This is a genomic window from Kitasatospora sp. NPDC059571 (assembly GCF_042735675.1).
Lineage (GTDB): Bacteria > Actinomycetota > Actinomycetes > Streptomycetales > Streptomycetaceae > Kitasatospora.
The window spans coordinates 1-21,263 of record NZ_JBHWBW010000037.1 but is presented as its reverse complement, the minus strand read 5'-3'; the positions used below and the strand labels follow the sequence as shown (position 1 = coordinate 21,263).

Sequence of the window (21,263 nt, the reverse complement as noted above, 5' to 3'; positions counted from 1 at the left end):
CGCCTACGGACCGCACGGAGCGGAGTACGTGCCACCCACCCCTGAAGCGGTAGGCCCTCCGTCTCACGCTGTGTGATGTCGAGTCGCACAGCAGAGCCGGAGGCCAGCGACAGGTGGAGTCAGCGTGTGTCGGTCTGGCGGGCAGGTGTCACGGGCCCAGTCCTCCAGGGCCTTGGGCGCCAACTCTCCTTGCGCTTTGGGTATTGAGCTCCTGGGTTCTGTGCCTTTGCTCCCTTGGGCCTCCCCCAATGGGTTGTGCCGACTTGATGTCGGTCGCGGTTGCGCGGATCCCGTCAGAGGGCGGTGCCGTCGATCAACGGGCTCATCTCGTGTTGAAGGCCCCGAAATCCTTCAACGGGCATCGAAGTTGCTGACCGCGCTCGAGTTGGTTCTGTTCGAAGACCTTTGCAGCAGGGCGGCGGCCAGAGATGGGCGGGATTTCGGCGTACGGCCTGGAAGCGGCGGTTCTACAGGCGCCGTGTCAGCTGGTTGTCCAGGCGGATCGGCACGCCGGCGGCGGGGTTCGTCCTGGGGCCGTCGTGCGGGGTGGATGTGGTGTCTTCAAAGCTCGCCGTGTCTTTCCTCCTGGTGGCCTGCGGGCCACGCGGGACGATGTCCGTTGTCTGCGCAGCGATGGCGGAGTCGATGCGGATCCTGTCCGAGTGCAGGTGCTGCATCTGCTGTTCGAGGAACGACTTCACCTGGGACCGGTACTCTCGTTCCACCGTGCGCAGTCTGGTGATCTCGGCCTCGAGAGCGCTCCGATCGGCCTCCAGTACGTCGAGGACCGACCGGCACTCTGCCCGGGTCTGGTGCTCCAGGGCCTGCGCGGCCGATCGTGCGGCGGCCTCGAGATCGGTGGCGCGGCGGTGTGCTGCGGTGATGGTGGCCTCGGCCTCACGGCGGGCTGCGGCGATCTCCTCGTCGGCCACCTGCTGGGCGAGCTCGAGGAGTCGCTGGGCGGGGGTGGCGTTGTTTCCCGGCGGGCTCTGGCTGTCGCCGGTCGGGGGCTGAGCCGGCGCTTCCTGCGGCCGGGCCGGCTGCCCGGTTCCGCGGTTGCCGAGCACGGCCGCAGCCAGCTTGTTGCGCAACGTCTCGTTCGTCCGGAGCAGTTCGCAGAACTCCTCCTCGACTTCGTCGAGGAACTCGTCGACCTCCTGTGGCCGGTATCCGTGCCGGAGGCGCACTGTGGTGAACTCTTTGGCGCGGAGTGCTTCGAGGGTCAGCGGCATGGGTTCACCTCTGAGGGGTGTCGGGACTTGTGGGGGAGGCCGGCGGTCTGTGTGCGACAGGCTGGGGAGAGTGCGCTGTCGGAGGTCGTGACTGCTGTCCGGGTGTCCCGCGGGCCGGATCCTCAGGTGCGGCAGGTTGGCTCGCGAGCCGGATTCCGTCTGTATGCGTACAGCTGTGTGGGGGATTTGTACCCATCGGGCGAACCCGAAGTCCAGGCTTCCTCGGGGGATTCCGACGGAGTTGGGCCTGCGGGCCCATGGAGGGCGGCCTGTCGCACACGGGAGTAGTCCCCGGCGCCGAGCCGACTGTTGCTGCCTTTGATCGCAGGTGCCGGCGGATCGCACGGTGTGGTCGGCGGGCCCGAGCGGCCTATCGAATCGCCTGGCGTCACGGCCCCGGCTGCGCCGCTCGGGTTCGTGAACTCGATGGCCGGGACTCTTGACATGGCCGGAAGGATGAGGTAGACCGGAAGAGAACCAAGTAATTACTTGGTTATTGATTGGCCGGTTGAGAGCGGCGATGTGGATTACGCCGTCTCTGGCGTTCCTGGTGAGTGCCTGTGCGCTCCTGCGTCCCTATGGGCGGGTTCTGGTGGACTTGTGTGCACCGTTGGGCCGTCGCCCCTGTTGTCGACTCGCGGCAGGACTTCTCATGTTCCTCGCACCTGTGATTTTCCAGAGGCCCGTATCGGGTGACGCCGAGGTCCTGGCGATGGTCTCGCCCGGTGGGGCCGGCTCTGCGCGGCACGACGCGGGCCGGGTCTCACGTCGATGGACGTTCATGGTGGAGCCCTGTGCGGCAGCCGTGCCGCAGGCTCGACGCGACGTCGCCGCGATTCTCAAGGTGTGGGGTGTTGGCCTCGACCCGGACCTGAGCTACACGGTGGAGCTGGTCGTGACGGAGCTCGTGACGAATGCCGTGGTGCACGCGGGATGGGCCACGCCGCGGATCGCCGTGACGGTGGAGGCACGGGCGGACGGCGGGCTCGGTGTGGGAGTGGGGGACAACGATCCCGGGCGGCCTTCGGCCGGTACGGCACCGATGGAGGCGACCGGTGGCCGAGGGCTGGCCATCATCGAGGTCCTGCTTGCCGAACTCGGCGGGGACATTGTCACCCGGCGGGACGCGGGAGGCGGGAAGACCGTGTGGGTGCATGTCCCTGCGGCAGGGCACCTCGCGAAGCGTGCGGCATGAATCGTCGGCCGCCTGCGGCGGGGGTTCGGGCACTGCTGTTGTGGATCCGGAGCCGCCGGTCGGCGGTGCTCTGGAAGATGAAGCACTGCCCTCACAGTGCCAACCACCGCTTTCGACTGCGAGTTGAGGTGGGGAGCAGTCGCTCGGCAGATGGGCGCCTGGGCCCTGCCGGGGAGGCGGGGGCGTGACTGGAGAGGGGTGCAGGCCGAGAGGCTCGGGGTCGGCGTCGTTGACCGGGTGGATGTGCAGGAGCACGCGATGACAGACCAGGAATTCACGGAGTCGCGGTGTGTTGCGGTGACGAGTCTCAGCTACTGCGGTGATCCGGAGATAGACCATTTGATCGATGAGATCAAAAGCCCGGAGAGCGCGCGGGCGTTGTACGAGATGCCCGTGTGAGTGCCTCGTCAGAGAACCGAGCCCCCGCCCGTCCGGCAGGCGAAGGTGCGAGAGGAGCCGTCGGCCCTCCGAGCCCGTAAGCCGGCGGTCGCCGAAAGGGGTCGCAACCTAGCTGACCGGCGGGGGCGTTGGTTGCCACTGCCGGCATGGGTGACCAGGCCGGTGGCCGGACCGTGCGGCCAATGTCGAGAATGGGTGGCGTGCACCCTCGTTCTTGCGGAGGTGGTCTGCGGGGTCTCCGAGGCGGTCGCGCGACGAGGCGGGTTCTGGCCTGAACCGCTTCAGTTCATGATCATGCCTGGTCGGCCATGTCGCGCCCGGGACCGCTGCAGTGCGGTCGGCAGTGATCCTCATGTGTGGTCGCCTCCTCCCCGCAGCCGTTGAGGTGTGCCTGGCGCAGGCTGTCCAACCTTGAGGACCAGGCGGGTACGGCCGTCGATGAGGATCTGCTGGTGGGTGCCGTCTCGGCAGATCGCTGACTGATCGGTGGCAGTGCGGTCGCGGGCGGGGACTGGGATGCCGTCGATGATCAGTATGGTGTCCCTGCGAGACCGCTTTCGGGGCTCGAGTGTCAGCAGCGGGCTGAGGCGGTTGGTGAACCGTTCGGCTGCCGACTTGGAGACCCCGAAGAGCAGTGCGAGCTGCCGCAGTGTCAGACTGCTCCGCCAGTAGCCGGCGACCAGCAGAACCTGGTCCTCCAGAGAGAGGCTCCACGGCCGGCCCGGACGCGTGGCGTCGGCGCCTGTACGGCGTAGGGCGGCTGTCAGCTTACGGAAGTCGCGCGCGCTCAGCCCGGTGAACGGGGTTATCCAGGAAGGCTCCGACGCCGTGATCACACCGGCCACGCCAAGATCATCTCACCCGTGATGGACAGTTGCAGGATGACTCCCGACGGGTGGCATCGTTCGGATGTCCCGGTGGTTCGCTCCTGGGCGGGACCGGCTGCTGAGGCGACGGCTTGTCGGTATCCCACATCGGGCGAGCGGGGTCTGACGGACAGGCGGACGGTGGTGCATCACCTGCGGGGATTAGGTGACGCACCACCGTCCGTGGCGGCGGCGCAGCCGCCCCAGGCTGGGGCCGTGTCGCCTGGTGGGGGAAGGGCACCATCTCCTTCCCCCACCAGGGAAGTTAGTGGCTGTAGCTGTTGGCAGGGGAGGCCTAGTAGGGCATTTGGGCTTGTGGTCCCATGAAAGGCAGCCTGATGGCGGAACTGGGGGGAGCAGCGCGCGGTTCGACCGAGCGGACACCGCCAGCCAGGCGGCCGGCATGGCACGCTTCTGCGCCGCAACGGCGTGGATCGCGCCGTCGGCGCGCATGCCGATGTCGTGCTGGAAGGGTTCGACGGCGACGGGCACCGCCTTCCACGCCCAGCCGTACCGGCCACCCGATCGGTGGGATCCGGTGGCCCGCGCGGCCTCCGGGGCCACCCGAGCGCGGCCCCGGCGCGTGCCCAGCGTCATGGTGGACGGTGTGGCGGCCCGGCAGGCTCGACCGCGTCCGCACGGGCCCGGGTGCACCCCTACACGTGCCGACCGGCACGGCCGCAACAGCCTGCGCCTCACCCCGCAGCGGCCGGACAATGGATACCCCTGCCCGCGTAGTCCGTGGAGAGGCTCTCGCGCAGCTCGGAGCCGGCGTCGGAGCGTCGCAGGCGACCGCCTGGCGGTACGTCGACGAGACCCTGGAGGTCCTCGCGGCATGGGCGCCGGGCCTGCGCGAGGCGCTGGGCCCGGGCGAGGGTGACTTCGTGATCGTGGACGGGACGCTGATCCCGACCGACCGGATCGCCGCGGACGAGCCGTACTACTCGCAGAAACACCGCAAGCACGGGATGAACGTGCAGGTCGTCGCCATGCCGGACGGCACGCCGTTGTGGTTCTCCCGCGCTATGCCCGGCCGGACCCACGACCTGACCGCCGCCCGCGCCCACGGCGTGGTCCAGGCCTGCCTGACCCGCGAGATCCTGGTTCTGGCGGACCGGGCCTACCAAGGTGCCGGCGCGCCCCTCCGCACCCCTACTACCGGCATGACGAACTGCCCGAGCACTACAAACAGTTCAACCGCGACCATGCCCGCCTCCGGGCGCTGGGCGAACGCGCCTTCGCTCGACTCAAGTCCTGGCGACTTCTACGGCGGCCCCGCTGCTCGACCAACCGCATCAGCCGGACCATCGCCGCCGTCCACACTCCCCTGACCTGGGAAAACCCAGGATGAAAGAGGTTCAGTGGGCTTAAGGTCTCAATTGCGAATCTGGGTCTATCCGCTGCCCTGCGGAACCCGTTACGTTTCCTTCAGGGATGCGGGTCCCTTGGAAAGGTTAACCTCTTCCCATTAGCGCCCGTATGCAGGATCGAAGAAAGCGAGGAGTCATGATCGATGTAACTGAAGCCCGGGCGTTTAAGAATCCGCGTCGACTGCGCACCGCCCTCGTCGTCGCCGGACTGGCCGCCGTGATCGGCGCTGGAGCTGCCGACTGGGGTTTCGGTACATCTAACTTCCAAAATCAATCGATGTGTTACCCGGGGAAATGCATCGACTATAATCCTGTCACCGGCATCGAAAAGGTCACATATACCACGTTTCCCGACGGCACGCCTCTCCCCCCTGAGAGGTGGTACTGCTATGTCTATCAGGGGGAAAAGTTTGCGACCATCGGCGATGCCGGCGGCAATTGGCTCTCTTCTGCCGTGGGCTCGGCATGTGCAGGAATCGAGCCGTAATGCGGCCGTGGCGGTCGCGCTGACGTGGATGTTTCGCTAGCAACCCGCCTTTCTGGACGGTCCGTCGGTTCCTCTGACGGGCCGTTTCGGTTGCCCGTGCTCCGATCGTGCGGTGGTCATCAGGGCGGGGCGCTGTCCCCGGTCGGCCACACCTGTGACAGCTCTGTCTGCACCCGGATAGCACCTGCCTTTTTCCTTCGGCGGCCCGGTGCGGCGCCGAGAAGTGTCGCGCTTCTCCTGGTACGGGGTTCGTCAGCCACGGTCCGGGAGGCACCCTGACTGCCCCGCCCGGCACCTCACCGTCGTCGGCCCGCGTGCTGCTACGTCTGGAAGTACCGGCGTCGAGTGGGAGTTCACCACCCGAAGGAGCGGCTCTCGGTCCTGGTTGCGGAGCGCTGCACCGCAGGGCTCCAGGTATTCCTCGCCGACCCGCTGGCCCTGTCGGGCGCCTGAGCGCCGAGATCCGGGCAGACGTGACCCCGGTCCGGCGAGCCTCCTGTCAGCAGCCAGAGTGGGACTGGGACACCAATTGGTTGGGCGGTCCGTGCGGCCGTCGGCTATGCGGTGGAGGTCCTTCTGGCAGGCGGGCCGGTCGCGAGTGTTCTCAGGACCATGGGGGAGTGGGCGACCACTCCGGCCCCAGTCCGTTTGGCCGCAGCCGCTGCCACCGGCCTTGGTGCATGAACCAGCCCGCGCGGCCGGCGTCCGCGGCGTCAAGGCAGAGACTCTCGGCCTTGGCTCGCTCCCCGGCGTACTCCCGCAACATCATCAGGTACAAAGCAGGGCACTGGCCCTTCCGCCGTTAGCAGCACAGCGGTACGGGCTCTCGGAGTCGCTCCTCACCAGGGTCACGTCGCTGCCGGGCCAGTTCGACGAGCACGCTGGTGTGGTTGGCGTCGGTGGCTTGCTGGGCCAGCCTTTCGCGTCTCACCTCGCTTGGGGGTGTGGATCGTGTTGGAACCGGTGAGGATGGGGCGGGTTGCCAGCGTGAGCGTCGGACATCGCGTGCTGGCCGAGGGGCCAGGGGAGCCGCACAGCTCGAACGCCTCTCGGTCCCTGCTCGCCCGCTGATAGCCCGGCTGTCCGGCCCGCGCGGGACTCATGGCCGCAGCGAGGATCGCCTCTCGCACATCCGCCCGGGCCAGGCATCAGCCAGGTCCTCTCCCTCACGAAGGCATCGCAGCCAATCGTCAGACGAGGCATCAGCCGCTGGTGTGCGAGCCGGGTCGGAGGTAAGCCCGCAGCCGCCGATAGTGGGCGGGCGCGGCGAGCGCACCGGCGCTCCCAACCCAGGCGATGCGTTGCTGGCTGCTCCACTGCGCCCGGTCTCCTTCTGCGGCGGTCAACCGCCCATAGGGGGTGTCAGTGCCCGGAATCCTGCCTGGTGAAGTCCGGCCGGCGTGGCGCTGATGCGTTCAGCGGTCAGTGGGTGATGTGGTAGCGGCTTTGGGCGATGACGGTCTGACGCAGGCGGGTCGTGAAGTCGGTGCTGCGGGCGATCCGGTCGACGCCTCCGGCCTTGTTCTGCCGCAGTGCGGCTTTGAACGTGGTGTCGAGGGTGGCCGCCATGCGTTCCATCAGGTCGGTGTCGAGGTGGGCCAGGTTGATGTTCAGCAGGTCCCGGGCGGTGGGCTGGCGCAGACGGGTCAGGGTGTGTGCGGAGATGTAGGCCATCGGGTACAGCCAGTTCTCGATCGTGTCGCCGAGCAGGGGTCGGTCCCTGGCGTAGTCGGTGAGGAATCGGCGCAGCGCGGTGTGGACGTCCAGGCACAGGCGGTACAGCTCGAGGTCGTGACGGGGGGAGAAGATCTTGAGGTACTGGGCTTCATCGAGGAGGAGGGCGTCTGAGTGCTTGAGGGCGGTGTGGGGCTCGCGCAGAGCGAAGGTGGTGACCTCGCGGGCGAGGCGGGCCATGCTGACGACCTGGCCGAGGTGGTATCCCAGGTTGCGGTAGTAGCCGGCGCGGCGCTCGTAGTGGTAGCCGGCGTTGAGGAGGCTTTCCTCGATGTCCTTCTGGACGGGTTCGGTGGCGCGCAGCGCGCCGGCCGGCAGCTCGGTCTGGCTGTTGGTGGCGCGGATGATCCGATCGCGCGCGGTGCCGGACCCGGGGGCCACGACGATCTTGACGAGCAGGGAGCGGTCGCGGTGGTGGCCGCCGGACTCGATGTAGCTGTAGATCTTGTGGCTGGTCTGCAGGCCGTTGACGATCTGCGGATCCTTGACGACGAGCCGCTTGCCGATGATCTGGGCCTCGTCCGCGACGACGGTGACGCCGTTGTTGAACCACCAGAAGTCCTCGCCGGTAGCGGATTTGAGCGTATCGGCGATCGCAGAGTTGACCGCGGTCGACCCGGCGTAGTCGCGGACGTTGGACTCGAACAGCTCCAGGCGCAGGGCCTGGTTCTTCGTGGTGATGAAGCGGTAGTACTCGTCGAGGCGGGCCAGGCACACGTAGCCCTCGCCGAGCGAGGTGCTCATAGGGGCTTCCGAGAAGACCAGCTCTGCGACGGCCTTCGCACCGCGGGCGGCGCGCTCGCGGAGGTCGGCGGCGTTCAGGTATTCGATCTCCGCCTTCGCCCCCGACGCGATCTTGGCGAGTTCGCCGCGGAGCCGGTCGGCCTTGGCCTTTACGTTCGGGTGCGGCCCCTCGGGGGCGGTGCAGGCGTAGATCACCCGCACGTGCAGTTCCGGGAAGGACGATGCAGACTTCTCCAGGACCTGCAGGAACCTGTTGGTACGGTCGAGTAGCTTGGCGTTGGTGTGGGCAGTCAGATCCTCCTCGGTGCGGCCCATGTCGAGGAGCGACGGCAGGTGGAAGTGCAGTTTCTCGAACACCGCCTCCTGGTAGCCGGGCGAGGTCTTCGCCTGCAGCACCACCAAGTCGATCTTGCGCGCCCTGCCGGCCAGGTACTGGTGGGCGTCTGAGGTCACGTACCGGCCGTCGACGAACGACCAGATGCCGTCCACCCCGCAGTCGTGCGCCCCGTCGACGATGCCGTCCATGATCTGATCGTTGTCGAGGTCCCATTCCTGCAGCGCTTTGTCGGCCGTGAAGAAGGTGAAGAAGTCTTCCCGGCTCTGGTGCGGTGCCAGCTTCCGGTGCTGATCGTCGAGGATGCGGCCAAGCAGGCGCTGGTCGTTGCTCTGCACGGGTGCCATGTGCCCCCCTGGTCAGTGCACGTGCGAGGAGGAATCATTCTCCCGGCAGCACCACCTTCCCGGCACTACCGTGTGGCGACAAATGCCCACGGATTCAGGTGATTTGATCCATCTGGCGAAGTGCGGGCGGAGACCCTGCACTCCGGCGCACGCCGAGAGCGCATGTATGCCGGCCGCGCTCCGAACCTATACAGGCCCGCCCTGAGCCGGCGCCGACCGCACGCCTTGCTGGCCAGCCGAAGACCTCGGCAGCCCTTGCACGCCGCAGATGGGGGCCGGTCCGACGATGGGCAGCCGACGTGAACGGGACCCGGAGGAAAGGTGTGGGGGTCTTCCCGTGCTTTGTGGCGTCAGTGCTCGAGGCGGACCAGCGGGACCCGATCCCAGCCGGGCCCGGTCCGCCGCCAGCCGCGTCTGTCTGGGTACGCCAGCCTTGGCCAGCGTGACGATCAGGCGTCGGCGATGTGCGTGGATGGATGTACGTGTTCCGGCCTCGGGCGCCGTGAAAGGATCGGCGTGGCGTCCCGGGCTATCCCATTGCCTGCCCGGGGCGCCGCTCGGATCGGTGCGCACGGTGTGCCGTCCCTCGGGTGGCATCCGGCCGGTGCTGCTCCGGGCTCCGTCGCATCGCGACCTGTCGCCCCGGGGGTGTCGCCGACCGGCGCGGGCGCCATGTCGCCGGTCGGGAGCCTGTACCCGTCATGTCCGTGGACTCTGACGATCCGTTGGTTCCCCTGCACAAGGGCAGTGATCGCCATGGCCGGCGCCGGGGCTCTGCCCGGCCTTCCGGCAGTCGGTGTTCTCGGCGCCGGCCTGTCGCTGCGCGGGGAGGTGCGGCACCTGGGCGTGTGGGACGGCGCTGCCCTGTCTGCTGCGGTCATGGCGGCACGGGCCTGCGGGGCCGGGTGTTCATGCGTCCGGTCGGTCGATCATCTGGGAGAGGGACGATGACGCTCTCGGTCCGGTCAACCGGGGGGATCTGGCGGATGATGGGCGGATGTCGGCTCAGCTCGGCCCCGCCCAGCAGCCTCCCCTTGCCCATAGGCGATGCGGTCGCCGGCCTCGCCGCGGAGTGCGGCAGGGCCGTCCGCGTCAAGCCGAGACCGACAACAGACCGTAACGGCTCCTCGCTCGACTTCAGGCAAATCCATGCCTGAACCCGGTTCAACCGCCGTCGGCACAGCGGTGGCTTTGGGTCTGGAATGTAGGGCTCAGTCCAGCCCGTCCATGTCCCGTTCCCCTCCCTCGGGGAGGGCGTCCGCGGGCTCCGTAGGTCCCGCCGTGTGGAGGCGGGTGGCTGTGGCGCGGGCGGTGTCCAGGTTGGGGAACGGGTGCACCCGGTGGGCCTTGGCAAGGGTTTCGAGCAGGTGTTGGGCGGATCCTCGCCCGGTCACCTCGAGCGCGAGCCTGTGGACCTGGTCCGGGCCGATTTTCCTTGTCGGCAGTGGCCATAGGGGGCCGTCGAGTTCGCGGACCAATCGTGCGGTGGTGCTTGCGATCCGCAGCCCCTCGAGGTCCGGGTTGGGGAATCCGAGTCTGTGGGCCAGGCCGAGGGTGTCCAGCAGGGTGCGGACCTGACCGTGTGTTCCGTTGGCCGCCTCGATCCAGGGTCCCGGGTGCGCTTGGCGCGCGAGGTCTGCCAGAGCGTCCAGGGTGATGCGGCGGTGCTCAGTGGTGATGCCCTGTGCTCGGGCGGTGTCCGCGAGGTGGACCAGGTCCCGCAGTCGTTCCTGCTCGATCGGATGGACCAGTCTGTCCAGCCCCCGCGCCTCCCCGGCTGGACCGATTCCCGCCTCGCCGTGGATTTCCTGGTACAGCTCGCGGGCTTCCGCCAGACTGCGCACGACACCGGGAGCCTGCGGCCGGGTGAGGACCTCGCTCGCATAGGCACGGACGTTCGCGAGAGTGATCGTTTCCCTGCCCGTGCGGGCCCTGACCTGGTCGGTCAGCTGCCCGCCGTAGGCGAGGTCGAGCAGCACCGTGGGCCGCTCCGCGGGCGGGAGGATCTCCACCGCCTCGAGCCATCGTGTCATCGACCCGGAGGGTTCGAGGATGTCCGCCGCGCGTGCTTCGAAGCCCTCCAGGTGACCGGGTACTTCCGTGAGGATGCTGTCGAGGTCGTGGAAGGCCAGCAGTCGTTCCGGCGTCGGCGCGGTGTCCGGTGTCAGCGCGCGCAGAGACGTGTAGGACGAGAACAACGTCCGTGCGTCGCGGCTGGATGCCAGGTCCAGCAGGCGTGTGAGACCGTGCTTGGGGTCTTCCATAAGCCGGGTGGCGTGGTCGCGCACGTTCCAGGGGAATGGCCGTCCGCTGTCGGACTGGCCGCCGACGGCACGTTCGAGGTCCCGGTAGGCCAGGAGCCGATCCATCGACCACGTTGCGCGGGGATCCAACGTGCGGGCTCTTGCGAAGGTCTGGGGGAGCCGTGAGATCTCCTCCCAGTCGAGTCCTCGGTCCCGAGCGAGCCCGGCGAACCTGATGGAGCGTGTACTTGTCGCGATTGAGCCGTTGCTGGTTTCAAACGTGACACGAGCGGCGTGCAGCGCCGAATGCCGACCCTGCCGGAGCCCCTCCAGGGTGTGGTCCAGGGCATGCGGGCCTTCCAGGGTCACAAACACCACCGGCCCGGTCGCACGTTGGGGGAGGGCCGGCCAGCGGCCGGCGCGTGCGGCGGATGGAACCAGTGTCGTATGAATGTCCTGCCCGGAGGGGGTGTGCCCCGGTGCCACGAGGTGGAAGTCACGTGCCTGGGGTGGGAGTTCCGTCTTCAGGGTCGCCAGGGCGCGTGCGGCGGGGGTGTCGGCGACCACTACGGTCAGGCGGTCCGGGTTCGGCGGGAGTGTGTCGACCGCCAGCGCGAACGCCGGGTTGTCGTGCACGGCGGCGCCGGTGTGCAGCAGGATGCCTGCCGGGATGCGGGAGGCTTCGACCGCGCCGAGCCGTTCCTGCAATCCCGTGGGGAGGCCGGTGGGGCTTCCGGCGGCGTGGTTGGTCAGTGCCTCGTCCCAGGCGGGCGGATTGAGCATCGTCCCTCCGAGGCGGACGCGGACGCGTTCCGTGGGGAAGGACGCCGCGAGGGCGTCCGGGCCTGCCGGGAGTGTCGCGTGTTCGGGGTCGTGGTGTTGCCCGACCGAGTGGGTGGAGCCGATCGTATGGTCCGCCGGGGTTGGCGCCGCCGCCGGCACGGCCGCGATGTGGCCGGAAGACCCTGTGGCGGCGTTGCGTGCCAGCGGATCTGCGGCCGTGCCCGGCACTGTTGTGGCGGTTCCGGGCGCGGTGGACGGGTGTGCTTGTGACGTGGTTGCCGCTGTCGGGTCGGCTGCTCCGCTCTCCGGGTGGATGGACCGTTCGCGGCCCAGGGACGGGATGCTGGTGAAGTGGTCGGCGTGCTGTTCCGGCCGGGGCCCGTTCGCCAGGGGCGCGCCGGCGGCGGACGGTGGGGCGTCCCGATCCACCGACAGAACGGCCGTTTGGACAGGCCCCGTCCGGTGCTCCGCTGCATCCAGCGCGGCCGACCCCGTCGGGGACGCATGCGCCGCGTAGACGTGCGCGTCCGCGGTCGCGGCGGTGGGAGCGAACACCACCCACTGCCCGTGTGTGCTTTCCTCCATCCCGTTGCCGGTGCCGCTCACATACAGCTGGCCCCTCCCGCCTGCCAGGACCTGCCCGGTGGGGACCTCCACCTCCACGCGGTGCCGCGCAACGAAATCCCGCAGGCCCGGGAGGTCCGCTACGGCCACCGGCGCCATCAGCGTCACCCTGCCCGGGACCTCGTCCTGCGGGCCCTTCCTTGCCGGTATGTCCCGCCACATCGAGCGCAGCCGGTCAACGGCGCCCTCCGCCGACATCCCGGGCGTGCCCACGACCAGCCGCGGCCTGCCGTCCGCACCGGTGGACAGGGTGCGTACCGCCGTGGCGAAGCCCGCATGCTCCAGTGACTCACCCCACCCGGCCGGCCGGACCCACCAGTCGCCACCCGCGGAGAACTCCACTCGGTGCCCGTCCGACAGATCGAACCCCCGCCCACTGTCCGGTACCGGCTTCCGCCGCCCCCGCCCTTCCCCGCCCGACAGCAGCTGCGCCTGCACCTCGGACACTCCGCGCTCCGCGCTCCCCTGGGGCCCGGCGTGCACGTGCGACGCCAACACACCGGCACCAAGCACGTCGTCGAAATTCAAGTTCGATTCCCAGCGCATCCCGCCCTTGTCGCCCCTTATCCTCCAGTCCGCGGCCGCCCCGCCGCCGAACCCCCCGAACCGATCCGCCGGTGGATCGAGCGCCGGCCCCAGAGCAGCCAGCTCCACATCCCCACCCCAGGCGGCGTCCGGATGCCGTCCGAGGGCCTCCGATTTGGCGACCGTATGGCCCGCCATCGCGCCCAGGGAGCCCGCGAAGAAGCCGGTCCAGTCCACGTCCGCGTTTCCGCTGGCCGCGTTCATGGTCGCCTGCGTGGCGGCGCCACTCAGCCCTGCCACAACGAGCCCCCCGGGCAGCGAATGCGTCAGCCGCGCGGCCGACATTGCCGCGGCGGCAGCATCCGCCCCGGCCCGGCCAGCCGCGGTCTCTGCGGCCGCGGACAGTGAGGTGACAGCGGACCCCAGCGCGCCGCCCAGCGCGCCACTGGCGGCCGCCAACCCGAGAGAACTCCAGTCCAATCCGTGCGCATGCCCGGTCACCACCGCGAGGATTTGTGCGAAAAGATCGGTGCCCGCGCCGATCACGGCACCCATGCCCGCAGAAACGATCGCTTCGAGCAATTTCTCGGCGATCAGTCGTACTGCCGCATTCGCAATCTCCTCGGCTGCTATCCAGGCAGCGAGCGAGGCCCCACCGGTCACCCCGGCGTTGACGCGGGTCCAGATGAATGTGGCAAGCAGCCATGCGGCGAGCAGGTACCACCGGAATTTCGCCTCCGCGACCGCGTCGCCGTCGACTCGATCCCATCGCCGATCGCAGCCGCCCGGTCCGCCAACGCCAGCAGCCCGCCGTGCTCGAGCAATGCCGCCACCGCCTGCCGATGGGCGTCGTACGCCGGACCGTGCCACCCGGCGACGTAGGACGTCTGCGCCTCGAGGGTGTTGTGGAACGCCCAGATGTCCGACGCCGTGTCCCGGAACACATTGGCATGCGCATGCAGAGCATCCTCGTGTCCGGAGGGGTACTCCGCCCCCGTGAGGAGCACGGAGGCCCACTGGACCACCTCGGGGATGTCCGACACGACTACCACCCTCTAGTTTTACGGGCGCTGGATTCCGGAACAACTGTCGGACAAGGTCTCTGCGGCCTCACGCCGCCCTCAATCACCGCAGAGGGGGAGACGCTAGCAATCGCAGGACCCTGCAAACAGGGCCTGCGAACTCAACCCCAGCTGTTCACGTTTGACTCAGGCAAAGACGGGCACGGTTCGTCGGCCTGCAGGTGACCAAGCTGAAGAAGCCAATCGGTGACGAGCCCGCTCCGCGGGCCTGAGACGGCTGGGCCCCGCCGAACTGCTCAACGCAAGGCGGCGGCGCTGCGTCCCCCGGTGCCGCATCCGGCCGGGTGCGCGATCCGAGTCGCGGGACGGCGGAAAGGATCAGTGTGGCGTCCCGGGCCGTCCCGTTGCCTGCCCCGGGACGCCGCCCGCAGGGGGCGCACTGTGTGCGGCTCCTGGCCTGCGTCCGATCGGCGCCGCTCCGGGAGACCCGTCGAAGCGGGTCTTGTCGCCCAGGGACGGTCGCCGACCGCGCGGAGCGCCGCTGGGTCGGCCGGGAGCGCGCGTCGCCCCTGTTCTCCCGGAGTCCGGCCACGCCGTCAGGCCCGGACCGCGCGGGCGACAGCGTGTTCGAAGTCCTCCTGTCGGGTCCACGAGTTCAGATAGAGGTCGTTGAGCTCCGTCTCGGTCAGGCCGACTCTGTCGATCGCGTCCCGCAGTTCCCGTGGAAGACGGGCGACCGCGTCCTCGACGCGTTCGACGGAGCCGTGGCCGTTGAGGCGGAACACCCGGCCCGTGGGGTCGATCCGGTACTCGGCCACGGTGCCGGTGCGGTCGGTGACGGACAGGTGGACGTGGCGGCCCAGGTCGTACGCAATCAGTCTGGCGGTGTGCTCCGGGTCGGCGCCGAGGACGGTGTGGAGCGGGGGCCGTGCAGCCAGCCCGCCCGACCGGCCTCGGTCGACCCGGTCGATGATGTCGCTGATCTTGCTCTCCATGTCGGCGAGATCGGCGGGCCGATCGAGCTGTGCAGGCAGCCGGGCGCTCTTGGTGTGTTGGGCATGCCAATCCAGCAGGTCTGCCGGAACTGGATGGCTCACGGCGAGATGCTCGATTCCCCAGTCCAGGACCACCGCGAACTGTCGGTGGATACGGTCGGCTTCGTGGGCGAAGAGCCGGATCGGTCCCGGGTCGTGCAGCTGCCGGCCGATCTGCCGTGCCACGTGGTGGGCGGAGTTGAACGCATCGGCCCCGTTCCGGGCCGCGCTCGCGAGCTGTTCTTCCAGCGAGAATCCCGGGACGTCCTCACCGATCCTCGGCCAGTCGGCCGGGTCGTCGAAGGCCGTGGCCGTCCGGTTGCGCTCACGGACCTGGGACCTCAGCGTCTCGACCTCGCCGGCGAAGATCTCCGCGAAGACATCGCCGGTGATTGGGCCGCTGACGAACGAGCCGGTGCTCTTGGGCTTGCCGAACAGCGGGTGGTGGAAACGCTCGGCCTCCAGACGGAAGCGTCCGCGCAGGCGTACCAGGTAGACGGGGCCCTGCTGTTTGACGTGCTGCTCACGCCGGTAGTTCTGGGTTCCGGCGCTGGTCTGGCCGCGTGGTGCCATTCGGCTGGCGTCGGTGTAGCCGTCGGGGGAGACGGTGGCGAGCGGGGCGTCCGGGTGCCCGTTGTCCAGGACGACCTGCCCGGAGAAGTCGACCCCGCCGGCGAGGGTACCTCTCAGGCGGTCGGTGGTGGATGCCGACGTCGTGCCGCTCTGGTGTTTCGTGTAGCGCCCGGTGCCGGTGGCGTCGACGATGGGCGCGATCACGGTCAGGTCGAAGAGGTCGCCGGTCAGCCAGAGGCTGGCGCGATCGCTTGAGTGGCCCGGCAGAAAGAGGTTTTCGGCGAGCTTGTAGCGCCGGCCGCCGATGGCCTCGTACAGGTGGTTCGTCAGGTGTCCACGGGAGAGCAGGACGGACAGGGAGAGATTCGACCGGAATGCCGGGTGATCGGCTTTCGGCCCGAACATGTCGGCCAGCAGCTTCCTGGCGACCGGCAGTGCGTCGTCGAACATCGCTGCCGTCACGTACGCATCGCCGGGAAGGGCCGGTATGGGGGACAGGTCGGGGATCGGGGCCGCCTGCTGGAGGGGTCTGGTCTCGGCGATCCCGCGGGGGATCTTCAGGACGAGGTCGCCGTCGTGGACGTGGCGTACCGGCTGGTCGTGACCGCTCAGCGTGCGGTACCAGGAGGCGAGCTGGCTGTTCACCGGGCGATTGGCAGTCTCGAGTCGGCGGACCTCGATGGTCAGGCGGTGCCGGAGCCGGGCCCGGTAGTGGCCACTCCAGTCGTACACCGTCTGTTCGGTGGTGCCGACCTCGGCCAGGGTGGTGGCCCGGTGGTAGCCGGCGCCGGCGCTCACGGTCGGGCCGCCCGAGACGCCGGGCGCACCGGAGAGCCCGAGCTTGGCGCTGAGCCCGAACGTCTTGTCCCGGGACGTTGTGGCGCTGCTCGTGTTGTAGGCGTGTCCGTAGTTCTCCAGGCCCGTTTCCGGGACGAACTCGTCGATGACCGGCGTGGATGTCAGGTCCAGCCGCAGGTTGACCTCGACCACGTCGGACACCGCCCAGCCGATCGGGTTGACCAGGTAGAGGGACAGGCCTTCCGCGCTCAACAGGTCCTCACTGATCGGCTGTTCGCGGCCGCCGGAGAACAGGCCCTGCAGGAGGTCGAGTCCGCCCTGGATGCGGCCCACGACTGTCTCCCCCTGGCGTTGCAACTTCCACCACACCTGCGGGGGGCTGTCCCGCCGGTCCTGTGGCAGGCGCCCCAGCAGGCCGGGTGCGGCTTCCTGCACGGCCTCGTGGACCAGATCGAAGGCGGACTTCCCGCCGTCGAAGGTGAGCTTGTGGATTCCGCTGTGCCCGAACGATTTCTGGCCCGGCTGTGTCAGGTAGCCGGCCATCCAGAAGTCCTGGTACGGGTTGGCGGGGTCGGCGAGGTCCAGGGCGAAGGCGTCGGTGAATCGCTGCCGCGCCTGCGCGTCGATCACGGGCAGGCCGCCCGCCTCGTGCAGGTCCCGCAACCGGCCGGCCCAGCCGGACTGCCGGGCGGGGAGTGAATCGGGGACAGCGGGCCCGTGCGGTGCGGTTTCCCGTGCCCAGCGGCTGAGGGTCTGAGCCACGACCGTTCCGGGCAAGCGCAACTCCTCGGCGTCCCACCGTGTCAGCGCATCGACGAGCTGGGCGTCGTCGATCGGCAGCTTCCCCTCGCCGTAGCGCGCCAGCGCCTCGGGTTCGGCCAGCAGGTAGACCATCCGACGTCCCGGCACCTCGACGGGCAACGGACCTGACACGGAGTCGGGCCAGAGCTTGCTTCTCCTCTCCTGCGCGCCTCTGACCTCGAAGTCGACGGTCGTCGTGAAGGCGTACGCGCGATGGAAGTCCAGCTCCAGAAGCTCCCTGCCGCCGGTTCGGCCCAGGGAGCGGCCTTTGTTCCAGCCCCATCGGCGGTTTCCGCCAGCCTGACCGACGATTCCGCTGAGCTCCTCGGCCCCGGTCGTCCCGCCGACACCGACGGTGGCGGTCGCGAACACGCCGCTGGATTTGGACTCGGACTGGGTCGCCGTCGCCAGCCCCAGTTTGATGAGGCCGAGCACGAACTTGTCGGGTGTGGCGCCTGCGAACGCGGAAGGACCCATGGTCCCGGACACGGCCAGCGCGCCGTAGCGGTCCCTTACGTAACCGGCCTCGAACAGCTGGTCCGTCGCGTACTCGTTGTACAGGATCTCCTTGAGATGGGCCCGCACCGAGATCGTGCTCGCGAAGTTGGCCACCTCCTCGTCCGAGGCGGCACCGGGCCCGGTGAGGACGGGCAGGAGGCGGCGGGCTGCCGGAAGCACGCCTGTGCTGTCGAGGTAGTACACCACCGCCTCGTCGATCACCTCACGCGGCGTAGGCGGCTGCCCGGCGGTTGCCTGTGACGGCCGGGTGTTGAGACCGGGGATCAGATGGACAGTGGCGTCGGCCTCGATCGTGTCCAGCCGCGGAGACGGCATGAGCAGCGGGGGAGTGCCGTCGTCGTACGCGATCTCGACGGTGTAGAAGCTGGGAATCCTGAATTCGTCGACATCGCCCGGGTACTCCAGCAGTTCGGGCCGGTTGCTCATGAAGTCGACCGAGTCCGTCGCACCTATGCTGCGCTGGTACTCGAGGGTCGCGTTGAGTACCTTCAGCCAGGGCACTTCCTTCGAGCCGGCATTGAACCGGGGGCCGACCGCCAGCTTCCGGCCGCCTGCGGCCGACTGCCCGGCGAAGCCCATGCCCATCGCCAGGTTCACCAGGTGGTACTCGCCGGTGCGTCGGACGAAGTGGACGGAGTTCCCCTCGCGGTCGAGTGCATCGCTGGCTCCGTGCACCGCCCGCACCGTCACCCTCGCGCTGCCGACGGATCCCGCGCCGCGCCGCCGCAGTGTGAAGGACAGGCCGTCCTGGTGGATCTGGTCGTAATGCGAGTCGATCGCATCACCCGAGATCATCTTGTGGACGAGTTCGAGGTTGTCGGACAGGCTGTCCGTCCTGGCGGAGCCGTCCCACTTCGTGTGGAGGAACAGCCGGTCCAGGTCGGCCGGCAGGAAGCCGGTGCGCTGCAGCTCGGGTACCGCGTGCGCCAGAAGCTCGGTCACCACGCCCCTGTCGACCTTGGCCAGTCCTTGGCCGATGCCTCGGCCGGCCAGCACGTGCTGCGGCAGAACCAGGCCGCTCGGGTCTTCGGGACGCCAGCCGGTGTTGCGCACTGCGTCGGGCTGGTAGCCGACGACGCCTCCCGCGGTGGGTCGCTTGAGGGCGGCGACGTCGACCGGGAAGCCGTGTGCGAATGCGTCGGGTTCGGGCAGTCGCAGCAGTGCGCGGCCGGCGACCGGCTGGGTTCTGGCCGGCTTCTGGTCCGGACGGGTGTACACGGACACGGTCGCGTAGTGCCGGAGCCCGACCTGGTAGGCCGACGTGAAACCCGAGTAGCGCGACACCATGACCCACAGGCCGGCGCGCCCACCGCCGACGCCGGCCGCGTTGATCCATCCCAGGCTGGCTACGTTCAGGCTCGGCCCGAGGCTGAGAAAGGGAACAGGCAGCAGATCGACCTCGACGACGGCCTGCAGGTCGCTCTCGTTCCTGATGGTCTGCGAGCCGCTCTGACCGACGATGGCCGTCCGCACCTTCTCGATGTGGGCGATATCGCTGGTGGCACCGACCCGGGAGATGTCGTCCACCCGCATGGTGTGCACGGTCACCGCCGCCACGACATGGCCGTCCTCGTGCAACGTGAACCTGTAGCCGCCCCGGTCGTTGACCGCATCGACCAGGTGCACGTCGAGATTCCACAACTTGCGCATCAACTCGTCGCGCAGCGGACCACCGATCGGCGCAGCGACGTCGGCCTCGGCCAGCCGCCCCAGAATCCCGTCGAACAGCTCGGGCAGACCGGTCAGGCCCGACGCGAAGAACGTGTCGGGAATCCGCACACGGTTGCCCCGAAGTGTTTCGGCCCACGGGTCCAGCGGATCGTGAGGTGAGGACACCGTCACTTGCCGTCCGGCCGCGCCCAGATAGTGATCCGGCACCCACAGCAGGAGCTTCTCCCCATGCCGATCGGGGATCACCGTGCCGTTGGTGTCCGCCCAGGACTGTGCGGCATCGGTGCGGAACTTGATCCGCCAGCCCGGGGCGAATGCGATCAGGGTGGACGCCCCGCGGGTGTCCTCCACGCGGCCAGCCTCTGCGTCCTTGAGATGGCTCGTGGTGCGGCCGGACTCGTTGGCCGTTCCGCCCACGGTCAGGCCTCCCTTGACGACCTGTACGACACCAGGAGCAAGACCGAGCCCCACAGTCGGCGAGATCTTCGCCCGGAATGCACCGGCCTGGCCCGTCTGCGTCTGAGAGTGCGCGCCGATCTGGAAGATGCCCTGGGTCGCCTGATTGCTGTAGAAGCGGCCCTTGTCGGCACCACCCTGCCCATCCCGCTCGGCAGCAACCGGGACATCGAACGAAGCACCGGGATTCCCCACCTTCTCTGAGGCGGTCGGACGAAGACCGACCAGCGCCTCCGCCCCGCCCAGCTCCACCACCAGACCGTCGCCGACCAAGTACGGGTAGTTGCTGAGCAGCCGCTGCGGCAACGCATCCCACACGTTGTCCTCGACCCTGACGCCCTCCCGTTCGGCCTGTGCCCTCAGATGCCCGACAACGAGGGACACGGCGGGCAACTGGGCCTTGGGGATGCCCATGCTCAAGGCCGCAGGATGCACCTCGACCGGCTGCGGCCCCGAGGACGGCCCCCCGTCGGCGGCGGCGGACGGGAACTCCCCTGGCCGGAGGGGATTGAGAGCATGCTCGATCTCGGCCGAGAGGGACGCGCCCTGCGCCTTGTGGGGGTTGTAGGTCTCTACGTGTCGGCTTGCGGCGGGATGTTCGCCGGCATGGGTCTCGGTGTGGCGTGGGGTCGTGGAGTCGGTTGCGGGCGTGGTTCCCGGAACGGGGTCGTGGGGGTCGGAGCGCGGTGTGTCGGCGTGTTCGTGTTCGTGAGGGTGGGGGTTGGGTGGATTGTCGGTTTGGGTGGTGTGGTCGGTGGGCTCTGGTGCTCTGCGGGTCGGGGTGAAGTCGTGCCAGGTCGGGTCGGTCGGGCGGTTGTTCTCGGGTGTGGTGTGCAGGCCGACGGCGTGGGGGGTGTGCTGCGTTGCGTGCGGCATGGGGCGCAGGGTGCCGTCTGCCGTCGGGGCCGAGGCTCCTTCGGTGATGTGGAGGGCGATCTGGTGGGTGTCGGCGAGGTGCTGGAGTCGGCGGGTGGCGGCGGGGTTGAACGGGGCTTCGCCGGGGTGGGCGGCCAGCAGGCGTTGGGTGGCGGGGTGGGAGAGGATCAGGTGGACCCGGGTGGGCAGATGGGTGTCGGCCGTGAGGGCGCCGAGGACTTCGTTGAGGTCGTGCTGGGTGGTGGGGCGGGTGGGGTCGGCGGTGATCACGATGGCGGGGCCGTCGCGGTCCGGGAGGAGGGCCTCGATGTCGGCCGGGGCGGGCATGCCCGGGTGCAGGGTGGAGGCGAGATCCTCGGGCGGGGCGTCGAGCCAGATGCCCGCGGGGATCTCGCGGACCTGCCCGGAGTAGAACGGTCCGAAGGTGTGGACGGCCGAGTCGACGGCCCCCCGCCAGGAGGGTGGCGGGAACAGCGCGCCTTCGTGGTGCGGGGGCCGGTTCGGGCCGAACGACAGCCATTCGCCGCTTTTGACGAGCTGCTCGCCGCCGTCGAGGACGGTGACCCGTCCCTCCGGGGCGTGGAGTTCGACCCCATGGCGGTCGGCGAGGGCCTGGAGGAACGCGGTGCT

Annotated in this window: 8 protein-coding genes and 2 pseudogenes; 5 read left to right on the top strand and 5 right to left on the bottom strand. The window is 69.0% G+C overall.

Annotated elements, in window-relative coordinates; genetic code table 11:
• Positions 1 to 467 precede the first annotated feature (467 nt).
• A complete protein-coding gene (locus tag ACFV0G_RS07135) occupies positions 468 to 1,232 on the bottom strand; it encodes a DivIVA domain-containing protein (protein WP_380542935.1) in 765 nt (254 codons plus the stop codon).
• A gap of 652 nt (positions 1,233 to 1,884) precedes the next feature.
• On the opposite strand from ACFV0G_RS07135, the gene ACFV0G_RS07130 reads away from it, so the two are divergent.
• Positions 1,885 to 2,427, top strand: a complete 543-nt coding sequence (locus tag ACFV0G_RS07130) for an ATP-binding protein (protein ID WP_380542932.1) — start codon at positions 1,885 to 1,887, stop codon at positions 2,425 to 2,427.
• Between the two features lie 258 nt (positions 2,428 to 2,685).
• Entirely contained in the window at positions 2,686 to 2,826 is a 141-nt protein-coding gene (locus tag ACFV0G_RS07125) for a hypothetical protein (RefSeq protein WP_380542929.1), read from the top strand.
• Between the two features lie 389 nt (positions 2,827 to 3,215).
• Here ACFV0G_RS07125 and ACFV0G_RS07120 read toward each other — a convergent pair.
• Positions 3,216 to 3,671 (bottom strand): annotated as a pseudogene (locus tag ACFV0G_RS07120) (transposase family protein); the annotation flags it as partial.
• Positions 3,672 to 4,444: 773 nt separating this feature from the next.
• On the opposite strand from ACFV0G_RS07120, the pseudogene ACFV0G_RS07115 reads away from it, so the two are divergent.
• Together ACFV0G_RS07115 and ACFV0G_RS07110 are read left to right on the top strand one after the other, a co-directional pair.
• Positions 4,445 to 5,043 (top strand): annotated as a pseudogene (locus ACFV0G_RS07115) (transposase family protein); the annotation flags it as partial.
• Positions 5,044 to 5,198: 155 nt separating this feature from the next.
• Positions 5,199 to 5,549 carry a hypothetical protein gene (locus tag ACFV0G_RS07110; protein WP_380542925.1) on the top strand — a complete coding sequence of 117 codons (351 nt, stop codon included), beginning with the start codon at positions 5,199 to 5,201 and terminating at the stop codon, positions 5,547 to 5,549.
• 1,422 nt (positions 5,550 to 6,971) lie between these two features.
• Here ACFV0G_RS07110 and ACFV0G_RS07105 read toward each other — a convergent pair.
• From ACFV0G_RS07105 to ACFV0G_RS07095, 3 genes are all read right to left on the bottom strand, one after another.
• Positions 6,972 to 8,708 carry an AIPR family protein gene (locus tag ACFV0G_RS07105; protein WP_380542922.1) on the bottom strand — a complete coding sequence of 579 codons (1,737 nt, stop codon included), beginning with the start codon at positions 8,706 to 8,708 and terminating at the stop codon, positions 6,972 to 6,974.
• A 1,211-nt stretch (positions 8,709 to 9,919) separates the two neighbouring features.
• The gene (locus ACFV0G_RS07100; RefSeq protein WP_380542919.1) at positions 9,920 to 13,753 is read right to left on the bottom strand and encodes a hypothetical protein; all 3,834 of its coding nucleotides are present in this window, start codon (positions 13,751 to 13,753) and stop codon (positions 9,920 to 9,922) included.
• 748 nt (positions 13,754 to 14,501) lie between these two features.
• Positions 14,502 to 20,960 (bottom strand): hypothetical protein, encoded by a 6,459-nt coding sequence (locus ACFV0G_RS07095; protein WP_380542916.1) that lies wholly within the window; start codon positions 20,958 to 20,960, stop codon positions 14,502 to 14,504.
• Positions 20,961 to 21,059: 99 nt separating this feature from the next.
• On the opposite strand from ACFV0G_RS07095, the gene ACFV0G_RS07090 reads away from it, so the two are divergent.
• Positions 21,060 to 21,263 (top strand): hypothetical protein (locus ACFV0G_RS07090; protein WP_380542913.1); only part of this gene is annotated, 204 nt, incomplete at its 3' end.

Excerpts from the sequence above, each read along its gene's own strand:
- ACFV0G_RS07135 (WP_380542935.1), bottom strand. The coding sequence starts at position 1,232 with ATGCCGCTGACCCTCGAAGCACTCCGCGCCAAAGAGTTCACCACAGTG.
- ACFV0G_RS07130 (WP_380542932.1), top strand. The coding sequence starts at position 1,885 with ATGTTCCTCGCACCTGTGATTTTCCAGAGGCCCGTATCGGGTGACGCC.
- ACFV0G_RS07125 (WP_380542929.1), top strand. The coding sequence starts at position 2,686 with ATGACAGACCAGGAATTCACGGAGTCGCGGTGTGTTGCGGTGACGAGT.
- ACFV0G_RS07110 (WP_380542925.1), top strand. The coding sequence starts at position 5,199 with ATGATCGATGTAACTGAAGCCCGGGCGTTTAAGAATCCGCGTCGACTG.
- ACFV0G_RS07105 (WP_380542922.1), bottom strand. The coding sequence starts at position 8,708 with ATGGCACCCGTGCAGAGCAACGACCAGCGCCTGCTTGGCCGCATCCTC.
- ACFV0G_RS07095 (WP_380542916.1), bottom strand. The coding sequence starts at position 20,960 with ATGCCCGCCCCGGCCGACATCGAGGCCCTCCTCCCGGACCGCGACGGC.